This is a genomic window from Kitasatospora sp. NPDC048239, from assembly GCF_043202015.1.
In the GTDB taxonomy this organism is placed as follows: Bacteria; Actinomycetota; Actinomycetes; order Streptomycetales; family Streptomycetaceae; genus Kitasatospora.
In genome coordinates this window covers 274,454-292,036 of sequence record NZ_JBICZP010000006.1, presented here as the reverse complement: position 1 = coordinate 292,036, position 17,583 = coordinate 274,454, and the positions used below count along the sequence as shown (strand labels likewise).

At 68.8% G+C, this 17,583-nt stretch carries 7 protein-coding genes; 5 read left to right on the top strand and 2 right to left on the bottom strand.

Annotation, left to right across the window (positions count from 1 at the left end; genetic code table 11):
- The first annotated feature begins 149 nt into the window (after positions 1 to 149).
- From ACGFZP_RS18870 to ACGFZP_RS18860, 3 genes are read left to right on the top strand one after another with little or no spacing between them, the layout of a single operon-like run.
- Positions 150 to 1,514 carry a replication initiator gene (locus ACGFZP_RS18870; RefSeq protein ID WP_392934033.1) on the top strand — a complete coding sequence of 455 codons (1,365 nt, stop codon included), beginning with the start codon at positions 150 to 152 and terminating at the stop codon, positions 1,512 to 1,514.
- The gene (locus ACGFZP_RS18865; RefSeq protein WP_392934032.1) at positions 1,507 to 1,689 is read left to right on the top strand and encodes a helix-turn-helix domain-containing protein; all 183 of its coding nucleotides are present in this window, start codon (positions 1,507 to 1,509) and stop codon (positions 1,687 to 1,689) included. The genes ACGFZP_RS18870 and ACGFZP_RS18865 overlap by 8 nt, the downstream gene beginning before the upstream one ends.
- Positions 1,689 to 2,954, top strand: coding sequence for a tyrosine-type recombinase/integrase (locus ACGFZP_RS18860; protein WP_392934029.1), 1,266 nt, complete (start codon positions 1,689 to 1,691; stop codon positions 2,952 to 2,954). The genes ACGFZP_RS18865 and ACGFZP_RS18860 overlap by 1 nt, the downstream gene beginning before the upstream one ends.
- 129 nt (positions 2,955 to 3,083) lie before the next feature.
- Here ACGFZP_RS18860 and ACGFZP_RS18855 read toward each other — a convergent pair whose 3' ends face one another.
- Together ACGFZP_RS18855 and ACGFZP_RS18850 are read right to left on the bottom strand one after the other, a co-directional pair.
- The gene (locus ACGFZP_RS18855; RefSeq protein ID WP_329925545.1) at positions 3,084 to 3,599 is read right to left on the bottom strand and encodes a DUF4265 domain-containing protein; all 516 of its coding nucleotides are present in this window, start codon (positions 3,597 to 3,599) and stop codon (positions 3,084 to 3,086) included.
- Positions 3,600 to 3,601: 2 nt separating this feature from the next.
- Positions 3,602 to 11,350 carry an RHS repeat-associated core domain-containing protein gene (locus tag ACGFZP_RS18850; RefSeq protein ID WP_392934025.1) on the bottom strand — a complete coding sequence of 2,583 codons (7,749 nt, stop codon included), beginning with the start codon at positions 11,348 to 11,350 and terminating at the stop codon, positions 3,602 to 3,604.
- A gap of 682 nt (positions 11,351 to 12,032) precedes the next feature.
- On the opposite strand from ACGFZP_RS18850, the gene ACGFZP_RS18845 reads away from it, so the two are divergent.
- Positions 12,033 to 15,839, top strand: coding sequence for a ricin-type beta-trefoil lectin domain protein (locus ACGFZP_RS18845; RefSeq protein WP_392934023.1), 3,807 nt, complete (start codon positions 12,033 to 12,035; stop codon positions 15,837 to 15,839).
- A 198-nt stretch (positions 15,840 to 16,037) separates the two neighbouring features.
- On the top strand, positions 16,038 to 17,583 hold a 1,546-nt coding region (locus ACGFZP_RS18840; RefSeq protein WP_392934021.1), incomplete at its 3' end, for a glycoside hydrolase domain-containing protein.

Genomic DNA, 17,583 nt, shown 5'->3' with positions numbered 1-17,583 from the left:
CTCCGTGCCAGATCCCGGCGGCCCTCCGCCGCCCGCAGACCCCATCCCGGCAGGGGCGTGACCTCCTACCTCCGCCCCTGCCGGGGCCCACCCCTCCACTACCTCCGGCGCCGCACGCCCGCGCCGTGACGCAGAAGGGTCATGCCCTCATGACGTTCCCCACCCCCGACGCCCCGACCACTCCTCTGCTCTCGCCGCAATACCTGGCTTCGCTCGGATCCCTCGGCAAGCTTCCCGGCCTCGTCCGCCAGCTGACCACCCTCGGCGGATGCTCCCGCCCGGTCCGCCTCGACGGCTACCGGACCGAGGTCGACACCGCCACCGGCCTGATCCTCCGCCACCTCGACTCCGCCAAGATGCCCGCCGGCTGCCTGCTCGTCCACTGCGGCAACCGCCGCACCACCCGATGCCCATCCTGCGCCGAGGTCTACCGCCAGGACACCTACCAGCTCATCACCGCTGGCCTGCGCGGCGGCAAGGACGTCCCCGAAACCGTCGGCCGCCATCCTCGCGTCTTCGCGACCTTCACCGCGCCGTCCTTCGGCCCGGTTCATAACCGGCCCACCGGCAGCGCGAAGCCCGCCCGCCGTTGCCGCTGCGGCCAGGCCCACGCCGAGGACGACCCCCGCCTCGGCTCCCCGCTCGCCCCGGACCGCTACGACTACCAGGGCGCGGTGCTCTGGAACGCCCACGCCCCGGCCCTGTGGTCCCGCTTCATGCTCAACCTACGACGGGAGGTCGCCCGCCTCGCCGGTCTCCCACAGCGGAAACTGTCCTCGGTCGTCAAGGTCTCGTACGCCAAGGTCGCCGAGTACCAGCGACGCGGACTCGTCCACTTCCACGCCGTCATCCGCCTCGATGGTCCGGAAGGCAACACGTCGCTCCCACCCACTTGGGCCACCGCCGATCTGCTGACCGACGCGATACGCGCTGCCGCTGCCCGGACTGCCGTCGTCGGGCCTGAACTCGGCGGTGTGACACCTACCTTCGAGTTCGGCAGCCAGCTCGACGTGCGCCCGATCCGGAGCGCCGACTTCGACGGGGGCACCCAGATCACCGAGCGGGCCGTCGCCGCGTACATCGCCAAGTACGCCACCAAGGGAGCCGAGGGAGCCACCGGAACGCTCGACCGCCGCCTCCGCTTGATCGGCGAACTCGCCCAGTGGGACATCCCCGTCCACGCCGAACGGATGATCCGCACCGCCTGGGCCCTCGGCACCCGCCCCGAACTCGCCGACCTCAAGCTCCGCGCCTGGGCGCACATGCTCGGCTTCCGAGGCCACTTCTCGACCAAGACCCGCGTCTACTCCACCACCCTCGCCGACCTGCGGCAGGCACGGGCCGACTGGCAGCGCTTGCAGGCGGGAGCCCCGGCCACCGGTCCTGACGACACCTCGACGCTCGTCCTTTCGCACTGGGCGTTCTCCGGCATCGGCCTCACCCCCGAACTCGCGCGGCTCGCCGCTGCCGTGGCAGCGCCGACCAAGCGGCCGGGGGTGGCTCCTGATGCGTGACGACGAACTCCTGACCATTCCCGAGGTCATGGCCCGGCTCAAGATCGGCCGCTCCACCGTCTACGACCTCGTCCGGACCCGGCGGCTCGCCTCCGTCACGATCGGCCGCGCCCGCCGCGTCCCCGCCCACGCCCTCGTCGACTACATCCACGCTCACCTGGAAGAAGCAGTCTGATGACCACACCCCGCCCTGCCCGCAAGAGCCGCGCCAACGGTGAAGGCACGCTCTACCAACGCCAGGACGGCCGCTGGGAAGCCGCCGGCTACGTCCTCGCCACCGACGGCAGCCGAAAGCGCGTCCGCGTCTACGGCACTACCCGCAAGGAGGCCGCCGACAAGCTCGCCGAGCGCATCGCAGCGAGTAACCAGGGACGACCCGTCGCGGCGGCCGACAGTACCGTGACCGCGTATCTCACGTACTGGCTGGACAGCGTCGCCGTCCACCGCCTCCGCGAGAACACCCACACGCGGTACCGGACCTGCGTCCGCCTCTACGTCATACCCGGCCTCGGCCGGAAGAAGATCGCCCATCTCACGGCCAGGGACATCCGCAGCTGGCTCGACCGGCTCCGCACCACCTGCCAGTGCTGCGCTCGCGGGCTCGACAAGCAGGAACGCTGCTGTACGGTCGGCCAGTGCTGTGACAAGCGGCTGTCTCCGCTCACCGTCACCTACGTCCACTCGGTGCTCAAGTCCGCGCTGGAGCACGCTGTCCGCGAGGACGAACTGCCGCGCAACGTTGCCCGCAACATCAAGGCCGGCACACCCCGACCCCGGCGCTTCGAGCCACTCACCGTCGCCGAGGCCAGGCGGTTCCTCGCGTCAGTCGACAGGCACCGACTGCAGGCTCTGTTCGACCTCGCGCTCCGCACCGGACTACGCAAGGGCGAACTCCTCGGCCTGCGCTGGGAGGATATCGACCTCGACGGCGGCACGGCCAGCATCCGCCGCACCCTCCAGCGCACCCCCACCGGCGGCCTGACCGCCCTGCCCACCAAGACCGTCAGCTCCGAACGCCGCATCGCCCTCCCCACCGAATGCGTCCACTCGCTCAAGCACCACCGCGAACGTCAGAACCGGGAACGCGAGGTCGCTGGCACGGGCTGGACGGACAGTGGATACGTCTTCACCGCGTCCGACGGCTCACCTACCGATCCGTCCACCCTGACCCGGCACTTCACCACGCTGTGCCAGGTGGCCAGGCTCCGCCGCATCCGGTTCCACGACCTGAGGCACACCGCCGCGACCCTGCTCCTCGAACAGGGCGTCGAGCTCGTCGTGATCAAGGAACTACTCGGACACGCCCACATCGGCGTCACCGCCACCGTGTATGCCCACGTCCGGCTCCGCCTACAGCGCCAAGCCATCGACACCCTCGGCAAGGCGCTCCGGGCACCCGAGACCCCTGACGACTCGCCAAGTGCAGAACCCGTCCGCTGACGTTGCCGTCAGCGTTGCCGTCAGACCGCCCAACAAACCCCAGGAAGCCCCACCGGAACTATGTCCGGTGGGGCTTCCTGGGCATCGCCAAAATCTCTCTAGCTCAGCGCCACAGAAATCGTACGAGGTCTACGGAAACGACGGTAGCTGCTGCTGGTGGATCGAGGAGATCGCACTCTCCTGAATCTCGATTACCCCGGCTTCCACTTGGGCCAGAAGCCACTCTCGCAGCTCACCGTACTCGACTGTTGGCGGAATATCGATGGCCAAGAGATTTCCGAAGGAGTGCGCCAATTCCCAGCTGCAGCCAGCACTGCGAAGCTTGAGCTCGACAATTTCCCTTTCGGTATCCCGAAGAAGGACAATCCGAACTGTCGAATGCCCCGACTCCGACGTGAAGCTCTCAAAAACCAGCTCGCGACGTTCATTGTCCGGGCGCACTCGAATGAGGTCGCCAAATGAGATTCCTCGGACAAAGAACGGCGTATTCACTACGCGGATCTCAAGCTTGACGGCCGTCTTCTCTCCCCAGAGCCGCTCGATCGAGACCGGAGGCCAGTTCGGGCGCTCCTCTTCAAGGTCAAACGCAACCTTGAAGAGCTTGGCACCACTCTCAGAAGTGGGCCGCTCGTTCGACTCGCTCACGCCTAATCCTCCAGGAATTCTCTGAGTTCGTTGTCCCACTCTTCAACCGTCTTTGCCGACTTGTCCCTATTGCAGGCCCTACAGGCTACACAGCCATTGTGGGCGGCCCCACATCCACCCTGCGCCTTCGGTATCTCATGGTCGATCTGTGCGTCATCCGGAAGACCCTTGACCGCCTTTCCGTCGGGCCCTCGTGAAGCCCTGCGCTCTACAGTCCGACCACAGTAGTCACATTTGTAAGTTCCGCCGTTCTTTGCCGCGTTGGCGTCATAAACCTGCTGTCGTCCGTTGTCCGTGAAGTCAAGACCAGCACGGTCGTCTGCGGATCCTCCACAATTGTGAACCAGGACTGGCGTCGTCCCGGCCAGCACATAGTACGTGTGGACGTCAGCGATGGTCAGGTTGTCGGCGCGCTGAGGCTGGGTGGTGTAGGTCCTGGCCCCGACAATGACGAGGTGACCCTGGTCCGGGATGCGCAGGCGGTGGCCAGGTTCGAGAGACGAGGCCTCGACCCAGCGGCTGGCTGTGCTGTCCCAGTAGGGGTGGTGAGAAGTGGAGACCAGCGTTGTCGCCGCACCGGGCTCTTTCTCCTGGCCGGGAGTGGCGAGAGTGAGCTCGGTGAAGCTGGCGTCGTCAGGAGTGACGATCTTCGCGGTCACCGCCTTGGCGCCGGTCTCGCCGGTTTGTGGGTCGGTCGCCGTGACAACGTCGCCGGGCTCGATCTCCCCGATTGGCTTCGTGCTGCCGTCGGACATCAGCACTCGGGTGCTGGGGAGGAAGCTGTCGCACTTCGTGGGAACGTTCGGCGTGCTCTTCGGCTGCGGGACATCCGGAGCCTTCCGGATGTCCCTGAGCACGACCTCGCCCAGGCCCTTGATCCACCTTGTCTTGAAGAGTGAGGTGGCAGCAAAACCACAGGCAACCCCGTCCCCGTCCCAGCAGTCCTTGAAGTCACCTGCCGAGGTGAACTCGTAGGCCCCAAAGAGCAGGGCCTGGCCGATCTTCTTGAGGGCGGCCAGCGTCGTCTTCGGACGACGGTCGACGACCTTGCCGTTCTTCAGGATCTGCGAGTAGACGTACTCACGGTCCGCGGAGTATCCGGAATCCTTCGTTTCGGCGTAGTAGCGCTGTTGGGCGCTGACGCTGACGTATTCGCTGGTCTCCTGGGTGTTGTTCTTGGTGATCGTTCCGCCGTGGCAGTCGTAGAGCTTTCCGCACTCCTCTGAAGCGAGGCCACTGGGGTCGCTGAGGTTGATCGGATCGTTCTCGCTGTAGGCGTAGCCGTTCCACTGTTGCGGAATTCCCGGATCAAGAAGCGGATCCGGACTGATGAACCGGCCGGTGGCCGGGTCGTACTGACGCGCCCCCAGGTTGGTGAGGCCTGTGTTGTCGTCCCTGCTGCCGCCGACGAAGCCCTTGGTGCCGGCCCATGCCGAGGCGCTGGGCTGGGCTCCGCGGGGATTGCCGAAGGGGTCGGTGGCCCGCCGCGTGACCGACTGGGCCGCGTCGGTGGTGATCTGGACGCCGTTGGTGCCGTGCGGGTCAGCGGTCTGGACGACGACGTTGCCGCCGCCGATCGGGGCGGTGACGCGGGTGTAGGTGAGGCCGCCGCCTGCGCCGATGGAGCGCACGTTGCTCATCGAGCCGCTGGCGGTGTCGAGGGTGAGCTCGTCGGTGGGCAGGTTGACGGTGGTCTTGCCGGGGCTGCGGCGGATGAGCTGGTTGCCGTCGGCGTCGTACAGGTAGGTGGTGGCCCCGGCCTGACCGGTCTTGGCGAGGGAGGTGAGCTTGTCCTCGCCGTTCCAGGTCAGGGTGGTGGTGCCGCCGGTGTCGGTGATGGCGGTCGTCCGGCCCTTGGCGTCGTACTGGTAGCCGACCGCCTTGGTGCCGCTCGACGAGGTGGTCGTCGAGGTCAGAAGGGCATGGGGCCCTCCGGTTCCGCCACCCGTGTTGGGCGCGCTGGTGGGAGTGTTGGTGCTCCCCTTCGGACGGAAGGTCTGCGTGGTGCTGCTGCTCGCGCCGCTGGCGGCGGCGATCGGGGACCAGGCGGACCAGTTCTTGGTGCCGTCGCGCGTGGTCTGGTTGATCCTGCCCGCGCCGGACACGAGCACCTTCAGATCGGCGCCCAGTCCGGCCGCACTGACCGAGGTGGGTGTGCCGACCTGACCGGCGGCGCCGGTGATGTCGCCCCACTGGGACCACGAGCCGGCGCTGTTGCGCACGACGTGCCACGGCTTGCCCTGGGCGATGGCGACGACCTGGAGTCCGTCATTGGTGTTGGCGAGGGCCAGCTGGCCCTGGCCGGTCTGGGCACCGGACAGGGCGCCGGTGACGCTGTAGACGTCGCCCCAGCCCTGCGCCTGCCACTGGCCGTTGGACATGCGAACGGTGTGCCAGAGCCTGCCGCCGGCACCGACCATGATCTCCAAGCCGGAGGCGGTGGCGGAAGCGGCGACCTGGGAGGCAGAGCCGAGAGCTCCGGTGACGGTGTAGACGTCACCCCAGCCCTGCTGCTGCCAATTGCCGCTGTCCATACGGACGGTGTGCCACAGCTTGCCCGCCGAGAAGGTGAGGACCTCAAGACCCGAGGCGGTGGCGGTCAGGGAGAGCTGGCTGGGCTGGGAGAGCGCTCCGACGACGTCGAAGACACTTCGCCACTTCTGCCAGCCGTCGCCGTCCTGGACCGTGTGCCAGATCTGGCCTCCGGCGATCGCCATGACCTGAAGCTTGCCGTTGCTCACCGCGGCCGAGACGGCCGTCACGGCGGGCAGGGTGCCGGCCTGCGCCATGAAGTCGGTGAACTGGGACCAGGCACCGTCCTGGGACTGCGAGCCGAGCCACAGCGCTCCACTTGCGAGTGCGACGGACCACGTCCGACCACCGTCCGCGGCGGTCGCCACCTGGGTGATCTGAGAGGGGTCGAGCGTCGTCGAGGACGCGGGCCCGTGCTGGACGAGGCTGGTGCGGTTGCCGGTGGCGTCGTAGGTGTAGTCCTGCCAGTACGGCGCCGGGCCGCCGACGCTGTTGGTACCGGGCCCGGTAGTGACCGGACCGTCTGCGTTGTTGCAGCCTCCGACGCCCGGCACGACAGACGAGCTGCCGGTGCCGTGCTTCAGACCGCTGGTGTCCGTCCAGTCGGCGGTCGTGTGAGTACCCGCGGTGTCGGTCCACGCCCGGGTGAGGCGCCCGAGGTAGTCGTAGGTGAAGCACTGGTTGTCGCGGGCGGTGGCGTTCTGCAGGTCGGTCACCGAGGTGATCCGGCCGGACGAGGTGTAGGTGTAGCCCGTCTCGTCGAGGGAGACGGTGCCGATCTGGCGGTCGACGAACGAGTTGATGACCCGCCCGGTGGCCCAGTCGTACTGCTGGGTGGAGACGACCTGCTTCCCGTACTCGCCGACCGTCGTCCGGGTGGGCCTGGCGAGCGCGTCGTAGGCCACCTGCGCGACCACGGGCTTGCCGAGGCTGGCCGACGAGGTGAGCAGCCCGGTGATGGTGTGTCCGTAGTTCACGGATTCGGCCGGCAGACCTCCCGCGGCGGGGATGTCGACCTGGTCCAGGACACCGAGGACGGGGGTGTAGGAGTTGGTGGTGGTGTAGGTGCCGCCCAGCGCGTCCTCGCCCGCGGGGAGCGTGCCGACCGGTACGTCCTTGGACTTGGGGAGCGTGACGGACGTGCCGAGCGGGCGGTAGGCGGTGTCGTAGCCGGTCACAGCCTTCTTGTAGGCGGCGCCGCCCGCTCCGCCGACGAAGCGGGTCGAGGAGGTCGGCTGACCCTTGAGAAGACTGTCGTAGGTCCACGCCGCCAGCTGGTTCGCCGGGGCGACGCTCCCGCTGTACGTCCCGGTCTTCCGGCCGAGCAGGTCGTAGGTGTAGGCGAGCGTGTTGCCGGTCGCGTCGGTGGTGTGGTCGACCTGCGAGTCGACGTTGTAGAACGTCCGGGTCAGGCCGGTGTCCGGGTCGGACGCGGAAGTCTGCCGACCCCGCAGGTCGTACTCGTAGGTCCAGCTGTTGCCGCTGCTGTCGGTGTGACCGGCAGACTGGCCTGCGGGAGTGAAGCTGTACGTGGTGACGTCCGCGTCAGCCGGGTTGCCCGTCGCGGTCGGCGTGCGGTACTGCCAGCCTGCGACGGCCCGTCCGAGGGCGTCGGTCACGGTCGAGGTCGGGGTCGCACCGGACGGGGGCGTGACGTCGGTCCGGTCCGCACCCGGGTAGGCCGTCGTGGTGGCCCACTGGACGTTTCCGTAGGAGAGGAACTCCGAACGGATGACCCGGCCGTTGCCGTCGTAGGTGTTCGCGGTCTGCCCGGGTACCTGACCGTCCTGCGGGGCGAAGATCGACTCCCTCGGGAACGAACTCGCCTCGTAGTACGGGTTGGACGTACTGATCACCCAGCCGTGCGTGTCGTACTTGGTGTCGGTGATCAGACGACCGATCGGCTTGGCGTCGCTGGTGCGCTGGCTCTGCCGCGGTCGGCCCAGGCCGTCGAGGATGTCGACGGTGGCGGAGAAGGTGGCCTTGTCGTCGTTGAGCGATTCGGTGGTGACGGCGGAGGGCCCGGCCGAGCCCTTCAGGGAGTACTTGAACTTCCGGCTCGGGAGGGCCGTGGTCGGCCGGTCCGGCGCCCACACGGCTGTCGTACGGCCCAGGGCGTCGTACTGCGACGTCGTGACACGGCCGTTGATGTCCTCGCTGGTCAGAGGTGAGCCGCGGGCCGGATCCAGCTTGGCCGTGGTGGTCCAGCCGGCCCCCATCGGGCCGGTGGTCCGCACCTCGGTGGGCAGCTCTCCGGAGGCCGGTGTCAGCGCGGTCGTCGTGACGGCGGGCGTGACCGACGGGCCGCTCAGCTGCGCACCGGCACGGTTGTAGGTGGATCCGTCAGTGGTCGCGCTCGTCAGACTCCGGCCGTAGCCGTCGAAGGTCGCGCTGCCGTTGTGCACGTAGACGGCGTTGCCGCCCTGGTCGAAGCGGTCGAGGACCTGGCTTCTCGTCGGGTCACCGGTCGCCCTCGCCTGGCCGAAGGCCTTGTCGTCGTAGAGGACGCGGCTGCCGGAGATCGTGTTGGCGGCCGTGGGCTCGGGACCGCAGGACCCCTTGATGGTGGTCTGCTCGGAAACCAGGGTGACCCGCTGCGGGTTGTCGCTGGTCGCGTACCTGGTCGTGGTGCAGGTCTCGGGGGTGGCAGGGGTGCCGTCACCCTTGTCGTTGGTCTGGATGACGCGGTTGCCCTGGGCCGGATCGGTGGTCGTGATCGCGGTCGCGGTGCGCCAGCTGCCGTCCGAGAGCTTGACCTTGGAGATCGCGGTGACCTGCGACTCCGGGTAGCGGGCGTAGATCTTCGGAGCGCCACCCGTCTTCTGCTCGTGCGTGGCGGTGGGACCGGTCGCTCCGCTGTACGTGCTGCCGGAGACCGCCTTGACGGCGCCTCCGGCCCGGTCGTACACCTCGGTGGCGATGACCCGCCCGCTCAGCCAGTCGCTGTCGGCCGCTGTGCCGCCGAGAGGGTTGCCGACCTCGGTCTCCTGCTTCGTGCGCTGGGTCGTGCCGTCCGCGAGATAGTCACCCTCCATGCCTCGCAGGTAGGTGACCTTCTGCTGTGTCTTCGGCGCCTTCTCCGAGGCGTCGCCGCTGCCGGTGGTGGTGATCACCGACTGGTAGCCGCGGAACTGGTCCCAGGTACGGGTCTTGGGGTCGGCGAACTCGGCATCGTTGCGGTGCCAGGCGACACCACCGTCATCGTAGGCGAACTCGGTGATCTTGCTGACGGACGGGCTGCTGACCAGGTCCTGTTCGGTGACGGTCTTGACGATCGGCTTGTGGAACCAGTCGTTCACCGGGTTCGCCGAGGACTGGCCGGGCAGGTACCACTTGACCGGCATGCAGGCCATCGAGTTGTGGTCCTCGGAGGCCGGCATGTGGTGGTTGACCCGGGAGCACTCGGGGTCCTTGTAGATGACGTTGATGCGCCCACCGGTTTCGGTGGTGATCCCCTTCAGGCGAGGACGCATGAACATCGGGGACGCCGGGACGAGGCCGTCCACGCGGTTGGCCAGCATGTCGTACTCGAACAGCACCGCCGGCAGGTTCTCGATCGCCGTTTGGCCGTTGCTCGGGACGCGCTGGACCGAGTCGAGCTGGAGCGTCTTCTTGGTGCCGTCACCGGGATCGGCGAGCTTCTGGTTCAACTTCCAGGTGTCGACGGTCCGGTAGGCGGAGTTCACCAGGACCTGGGTGGTGACGGCGGTCAGGCGCTTGGTGGTGAAGAACGTCGGCGCCGAGTTGACACAGGAGTTGTCGGTGCAGATCTGGTCGATCGGAACGTCCGGCCAGAAGTCCTGGTTGGCGCTGGTGCGCTGGTTCTCGGCGCAGGTGACCGCACCGGAGGGCGTGCAGCGCTCCTCGACGTTGAAGAGGACCTTCGCCGCCGGGTTGAGGGCGCCCTTCGCCGCCTTCTGACCGTCCAGGCGCTGGCCGTAGCCGATCTCCTTGAGGTAGCCGGCCCGCTGGTAGTCGGTGAGGGCGCCGTTGCCACCGTTCTGGGCGCGGCCACGGCTGTACTTGTTGCCCTCGGTGGCGTACTTGTACGTCGTGAGGTTGCCGTGGGCGTCGACGACGTAGTCGAGCTGCCAGCGCCACGCCATCTGACACCACGAACCGGCGCCGGTCCCGGAGTTGTAGCAGGGACCGGAGGCGTCCGGCGAGTACACCGGTGAGGTCAGAACCGAGTTGGTGGCCGGGTCCGTACCGTCGCCGTCCGGGAGGTGGTTGCGGCCGAAGTAGTACTGGGTACCGTCGCCGGTGGTGATCCGCCAGTACTCCATGTCCCGGTAGTCGGCGTCACCGGCCGCCTTCGGCGCACCGGTGAGCTGCTCGACCTTCGAGCCGTCGTCACCCTGCAGGTGCCAGACACCGCTGGCGTCGTCCCGCACGATCGTGCCGGAACGGCCACCGAGGGAGAGCGTGGCGTTCTGGCCGCCCCAGCACTGGTCGGCCGAGCCGGTGATGCCCGCCTTGTCGCAGTTCTTGTAGGAACGCTCGATGTAGCCGGGCTCGTAGGTCCAGCCGTCGCCGATCCACGAGGACTGCGAGTTCGTCGCCGAGGTCTTGCCGTCGACCGCGGCCGAGTTGTAGCCGAGGGCCACGGGCGGGGCCTCGCCACCGAGCGACGGCGGGACCTGGATCGGGTAGTTGTAGGTGAAGTTCCCCGCGTTGGATCCCGAGCTCCATGCGCCCGAGGGGGAGAGCGGGGTCGCCGTGTAGGAGCCCAGGGAGCCGGACGGCGAAGGGTCCGCCGCGAGCACCAGAGGCGCGCTCGCACCACTGGCCGTCCGCGCCACGGCAGGGGTGTCCGCTGAGGCGAGCGAGGACTTCACCGGGCTGTCCTGGCCGTTGCCGGAGGCAGGCTGGCCGGCCCCGGCAGGGGGCAGGGTGATGTCGGCGGTGATCTTGCCCTGGCCGTCGGACCTGGACGGCACGGGGGTCTTGGTACGACACTCGGACCGCTCCGGAGTCGTCAGTGCGCACGCCGGAAGCGAGACGAGGACGGCGCGGTCGGACCAGCCCAGCGCCTGCAGACCCTTGAGGTCGAGTGTGACGGTCGCGGAGCGCCCGTCAGTGCCGGCCGCCGCTTCGGCGTCGGACAGGGCGATCAGCGGCGTGGTGACGCCCGCGGCCTTGCCCTTCTCCTGACCGACCACCTCGACGGTGACCGTGTGCGCACTCTCGCCCGCGCCGGCCCCCGGAGCAACCTTCACGGCGAGGGGCCCGGCCTTGGAACCGGTCGAGCCTCCTGACGCAGGTGAGGAACCACCAGTCGCGGAGCGCGCAGCCTTCGCCTCGGCGCTGTCGGCCCCGAGCGTGACCGTCGCGGTCCCGGTGACGACCGGCGCCGCGACCTCGGGCTTCCGGTCCGCCGGCTTGGCGGCCTGACTGGTTGCCGGCGGCTGAACGTCACGCCCCACGACCGGCACGGGTCCCGAGCCCAACGGCGTCGGGGGAGTCCAGACCTCACCCTGCGGTTCGGGAATCGTCCACGCCACCGCGGGCGGTACCGCGACTCCTGTCATCGCCAGGGCCACCATGGCCGCTATCGCGGGTGACCGCCAGCGGACACCTCCTGGTCTCCCGACCCGAGTACGGGCAGGCCAAAGCCTCACTGTGGCGTCTCCTCAGAAATTGTCGACACGACGTCATATGGACAGGGTCATCCCATGGTCGAGGTGACGATAGGTGACCTCCCGAATGCGCCGCCAGATTGTTCGGCCACTATGCATGTGATGTTTATGAATTCTTGATCTGCCCATCCAGCGCTATCCAGACATGTCCGCTCAATTCGTCAGCGGGTTTGACCTACTTGCAAGTCAGGCCGCATCGTTCCGACCCGAACGACGACCCCACGAGTGGCGTCGCACACCGGGAGGGAACCGCAAGACCGACATGTCCGACACATCTCGCTCCTATGCGAACACGTCACCGCCGCCGTCCCCACGCACGCGCGCCATCCGCCTCACCTCACTCGGCGCGAGCTGCATCCTCAGCCTGGGCCTGCTGACGACACCGGCGGCCTTCGCGGCCGACACCACGACCCCGTCCACCCACGGGCCGGTCGGCGGTGTGCCCCCGCTCGTTCCCTCCTCGCCCGCCCCTCCCCGCACGCCGGTACAGCAGGCGATGGTCGACGCCGTAGCCAAGGCCAAGTCGACCGGCAAGCAGGTCGTCGTGGAGGTGATGACCGACGAAGCGTCGAAGACGATCGCGAACCCGAACGGCACGCTGACGACCACCGACAACGCGCTGCCCGTCCGCACCAGGCGCGACGGGGCCTGGGCCGACATCGACGCCACTCTTCGGCCCAACGCGGACGGCAGCCTCAGCCCCGCCGTCGCCAGCACCGCCCTGAGGTTCTCCGGCGGGGGCAACGGCCCGATGGCCACCCTGTCCACCGCCGACGGCAAGAAGCTCTCCCTGGACGCTCCGTTCGCCCTCCCCAAGCCGGCGCTCAACGGGCCCACCGCCACCTACGCGGACGTCCTGCCCGGAGTCGACCTCCAGCTGACAGCACTTCCGGTCGGCGGATGGCGCGACGTGATCGTCGTTCGCACACCCCAGGCTGCCGCCAACCCCTCGCTCAAGTCCCTGCGCTTCCCGATCACCGCACAGGGCCTGACCGTCACCTCGGACGACCACGGACGGATCGACGTCAAGGACGACACGGGCGCCCTGCGGTTCCGGTCACCCGCGCCCCTGCAGTGGGACTCCTCCAGCTCTGCAGCGCAATCACCCACCGCTGCACCCCAATCGGCCAAGCTCGCCGCGTCCGCAGCAGCGGCCGAGACCGCTCCGCAACCGGCCAACGGCACCCCGTCCACCGCTGAGGCACCGGGCGACGGTGCGAATGTCGCCGCGATCGGCAGCAAGGTCACCGGTAACGCCGTCGAACTGACACCAGATCAGCACGCGCTCGGATCCGGCACCGGGCCCTGGTACCTGGACCCGACACTCACCGCCGTCACCAGCTACACCCAGAGCTCGGTCGAGGTCCAGGAGAACCACGAGACCGCTCCCAACTACAACAAGAAGTCCAACCTCGCCACCGGCTTCTGCGGCTACCACAGCTCCGACCCCAACCTGGACTGCGGCAAGGAGGGCCGCCAGCGCGCCTACTTCCAGTTCAACGTCAACCCGGCCATCTACACCGTCGCCGGCGGCGCGGAGTCCCCGCCGACACTCTTCAGCTCCACTCTGAACGGCCAGGTCACCGGCGCCTCCAGCCCCGGCACCCCGACCGACCTCGGCGTCTACTGGGCCCCGAGCGGCATCACTGAGGGCACCACCTGGATCAACCAGCCGTGTGGCAAGAACGGCAACACGGTCATGGAGGGTTGCTCCTTCGTCAACGGGCAGAAGATCACCGGCACCGGTCCCCTCGCGATCGACGTCACCGGCATCATGAAGCAGGCCGCTGCCGGACGGTGGCCCACCTGGACCATCGCGATCGCCCCGCAGGCCACCGAGTGGGAGAAGCTCTACCGCCACGCCATCGCCAACAACCCCAGCGTCACCACCACGTACGACATCACCCCCACCATCTGGAACCCGCGCACCAGTCCCAGTCCCGGGTTCGCGACCGACGGCCGTACGGCCGCGTGCAACAGCGGCGGCTCCTACGCCTGGGACAACCCGGGGTGGGTCGGCAACAACCTGAACCTCTACCTCACCGCCGACAGCTACTCTCCCGCCGGGCAGTCCCTCTATACCGGCTACATCATGTGGGACGACAACGACCCCAACTTCCGGATTGAAAACGGAAGCTGGGGCGGCTCCTACAACAGCCCGGGGCCGGCCCTGAGCGTCGGTTCGCTGTCCGACGGCCACCAGTACGGGTGGCTCGCCCGCTCCACCGACACCATCCTCACCTCGCCCAACAGCGCCTGGTGCTACTTCCGCGTCGACCGGACGAACCCCCGGCTGAGCATCAGCTCCAGCGAGTTCCCGCCCTCCGGTACCCCGAACGACCACCCGGCCAAGTACGCCGGTGACTGGGGCGCCTTCACCATCAACGCCGAGGACCCGGCTCCCGCCACCGGACTCCAGGCCTCCGGCATCGCCTGTGTCCGCGTCAGCACCGACCCCACTCCGGTCGTCGGCTGGCAGTGCAACCGGCCCGACACCCATGGGCCCAACGAGACCGTCCACGTCAGGCCCGCCAACTGGGGCACCAACTTCGTCTACGCCTGGGCGATGGACAATGCCGGCAACTACAGCCAGCCTGCTATCTACAGCTTCTACGCTCCCTGGAGGCCCGGTACCCAACCCCTGTTCGGCGACGTCGACAACGACCAGAAGCCCGACATCCTCACGGCCAACGCCAAGGGTGACCTCCGCATCATCGGCGGGACCTCCGACCCGATCAACTCGCAGGCCGCCCCAGCAGCAGCCGCCCCTGGCAGCGACAACTACGGCACGACCTGGTCGGACTTTCAGATCAGCCACCACGGCACCCTCGCCTCCGGTCAGGCCGTCGACCAGATCGTCGCCCACTACACCAAGGCCACGCCTGCCGCGCTCAACGAGGCCCTCTACCTGATAAACAACGACGGCACGGGCAACTACGCCAGCCTGACGTCGTCTCCCCTGCCCCGTCCCCTCACCTGCACGACCTACGGCACCGGTGCCTCGTGCCCCAACTACACACCAAACGTCTGGAGCAAGGTCTCCCAGGTCGCCGCGATCGGTACCCCCGAAGGCGAGGCCATCGGAGGAAGTGTGAAGGATCCGAACCGCACGATCATCATGAGCCAGACCTCCGTTCTCACCCTTGAGAAGGAGAACCCGAACAACCCGCCCAGCCTCTACCTCTTCCAAGCCGGAGGGCTCACCGACAAGCTCAGCTCGGCGACCCTGATCCCCACGGCCAGCGGCAGCTGGGCGGACTACGAGCTGCTCACCCCCGGTGCCGCCAACGGTGCCACCACCAAGCCCGGGACCACCACCCCCGTCAACCAGACCACCATCTGGGCCCGGCACCGCACCAACGGCAACATCTACTCCTACGCCCTGGGTTGGAAGGCCGACGGGACGGTCGACTACTCGTCCCTCACCAAGCCCGACCAGGGGTTCCTCATCCTCTCCGGCGCGGACTGGACCGCCGCCGCCCAGCCGAAGGTCGGCGCGGCGGACCTCAACAACGACGGCCTCCCGGACGTCTGGGCCATCGACAACAACAACGCCATCACCGTCTACCCTGGCATCAGCAAGACCGGCACGCCCAACAAGGTCGACGGCTTCAACCCGATCCAGTACCTCGGCTACGCCAACGCCGGTGTGTCCATCCGCTCCAACCTCACCGGACTCTGCGCCGACGCCGAGGGCGGGCCCCGCGACGGGGCGGACGTGGCCGTCTACGGCTGCTGGCAGACCGCCAACCAGCGCTTCAACTTCGTCACCGACGGCACCGTCCGGGCCGGCATCTACTGCCTCTCCACCAAGAACAACGCGCTCGGCAACGGCACCCCGGTCATCCTCTCGCTCTGCAGCGACGACAAGGCCGCCGGCCAGAAGTGGAGCATGCGCCCCGACGGCCGCATCTTCCTCCCGGCCACCGTCGACGCGGGCAGCCCCGCCGGGAAGTGCCTCGAACTGCCCGGCTGGGCCACCGCCCAGGGCACCCGCCTCGGCATCTACGACTGCCCGCAGCTCCAGGCCAACCAGCAGTGGACGTTGAAGCCCGAACTCACCCCGTGACGTCGGGGCGACCCGCTCACTGCCGGATCGGTTAGACCCCCGAGGTAGGCGGGGCCCGCAGCACGCGGGCCCCGCCTGCCGCTGTCGGGGGCGGGCCCTGTGTCGGTCGGCCGTCGGCGGCGTGGATATCGTGTCCGCCGGTGCCGCGCGGCCGACTTCTCGGCGCACGGCCTTTCGCAAATGTCAGGAGAGATCTGGGTGAAGTCCCCTATGACGCCGCTCCGGAGGGCCGCGTTCGTCGCGATGGCCGTGCTCGCGGCGGCTCCCGCCGTCGGCTCCGCCGAAGCCGCGCCCGCCGGAGGTCCGGACACCAAGGCGGTGACGTACCAGGGCCGCGTCTTCCGGGTGCCCGCGGCCTGGCCGGTGGTGGATCTGGCCGTGGACCCGCAGGCCTGTGTCCGCTTCGACCAGCACGCGGTGTACCTCGGGCACCCGGGCGAACAGCAGGTCTGCCCGCCGCGGTTGATCGGCCGCACGGAGGCGCTGCTGGTCGAGCCCGCCGCAGCGGCCGCACCGGACCGGGAGGGCTCCAACCCGGTCGCGCGCACGATCCGGGCGAGCGACGGTGTCGTCGCGGTGACCGGGACGTACGACACGGACGAGCCGCTGGTACGACGGATCGTCACCGGCGCCGGGCTCACCCCGGAGCCGGCGCACCAGCCGGTGCTCCAGAAGGCGGCGCCCGGGGCGGCCCTCGCACCGCGCTCCACCACTGCCACGACCACTGCCGCCGGCGCGCCGTCCCAGCAGGCCCTGGCCTCGCAGGCCGCCCCGGCTGCGGCACCGGCGCTGGTACCCGCGTCGGCGACGAACTACACCGGCAAGGGATTCGACGCCTGTACGGCGCCCTCCGGCGCCGCGATGAACGCGTGGATGGCCTCCTCCCCGTACCGGGCGGTCGGCATCTACATCGGCGGCGCCAAGCGGGCCTGCGCCCAGCCGAACCTGACGGCCTCGTGGGTCCAGCAGCAGCAGGCCGCCGGCTGGGCCTTCATGCCGCTGTACGTCGGCGTGCAGGCCGCGAAGATCTACTCCCCCGCCACCGAGGGCGCCAACGCCGCCGCCGACGCTATGAGCCAGGCCCAGGCCCTCGGCCTCGGCCCCGGCGCGATCCTCTACTACGACATGGAGGCCTACGCCCCGCAGTACTCGGGCGCGGTGCTCGGCTTCCTCACCGCCTGGACCAACGAGCTGCACGCCTGGGGCTACAACTCCGGTGTCTACAGCAGCTCTTCGTCCGGAGTGAAGGACCTGGCCAGCAACGTCGGCAACAGCGCCTACGCCATGCCCGACGCCGTCTTCAGCGCCAACTGGAACGGCAGGGAGGACACCGACGACCCGGCGATACCGGCCGGCTACTGGTCCAACCACCAGCGCGCCCACCAGTACGCCTCGCCGAAGGACGCGGAGACCTGGGGCGGCTTCACGATAGGGATCGACCAGGACTACCTCGACATCCAGCTCACCAGCGCCCCGCCGTCCCAGTCCTCCGGGTTCTTCCTCGGCGTGCGCCAGAGCTCGGGCAGCTGGCCCGGTTTCAGTCCGCTGTCGGGCGGAGCCGGCGTGTTCCGCGGCTCGGAGGCCGCGATCGCCGGGCTGCCCGGGGGCTCCTCGCAGGAGCTGGGCATCGGCCTCGACGGCATGCTCCACCACGGGGTCCGCGCCGCGAACGGCGGTTGGAGCGGATTCGCCCCGCTCCCGGGCGTCGGCACCCCGACCATGGCGGCCCGCCAGGCCGGCATCG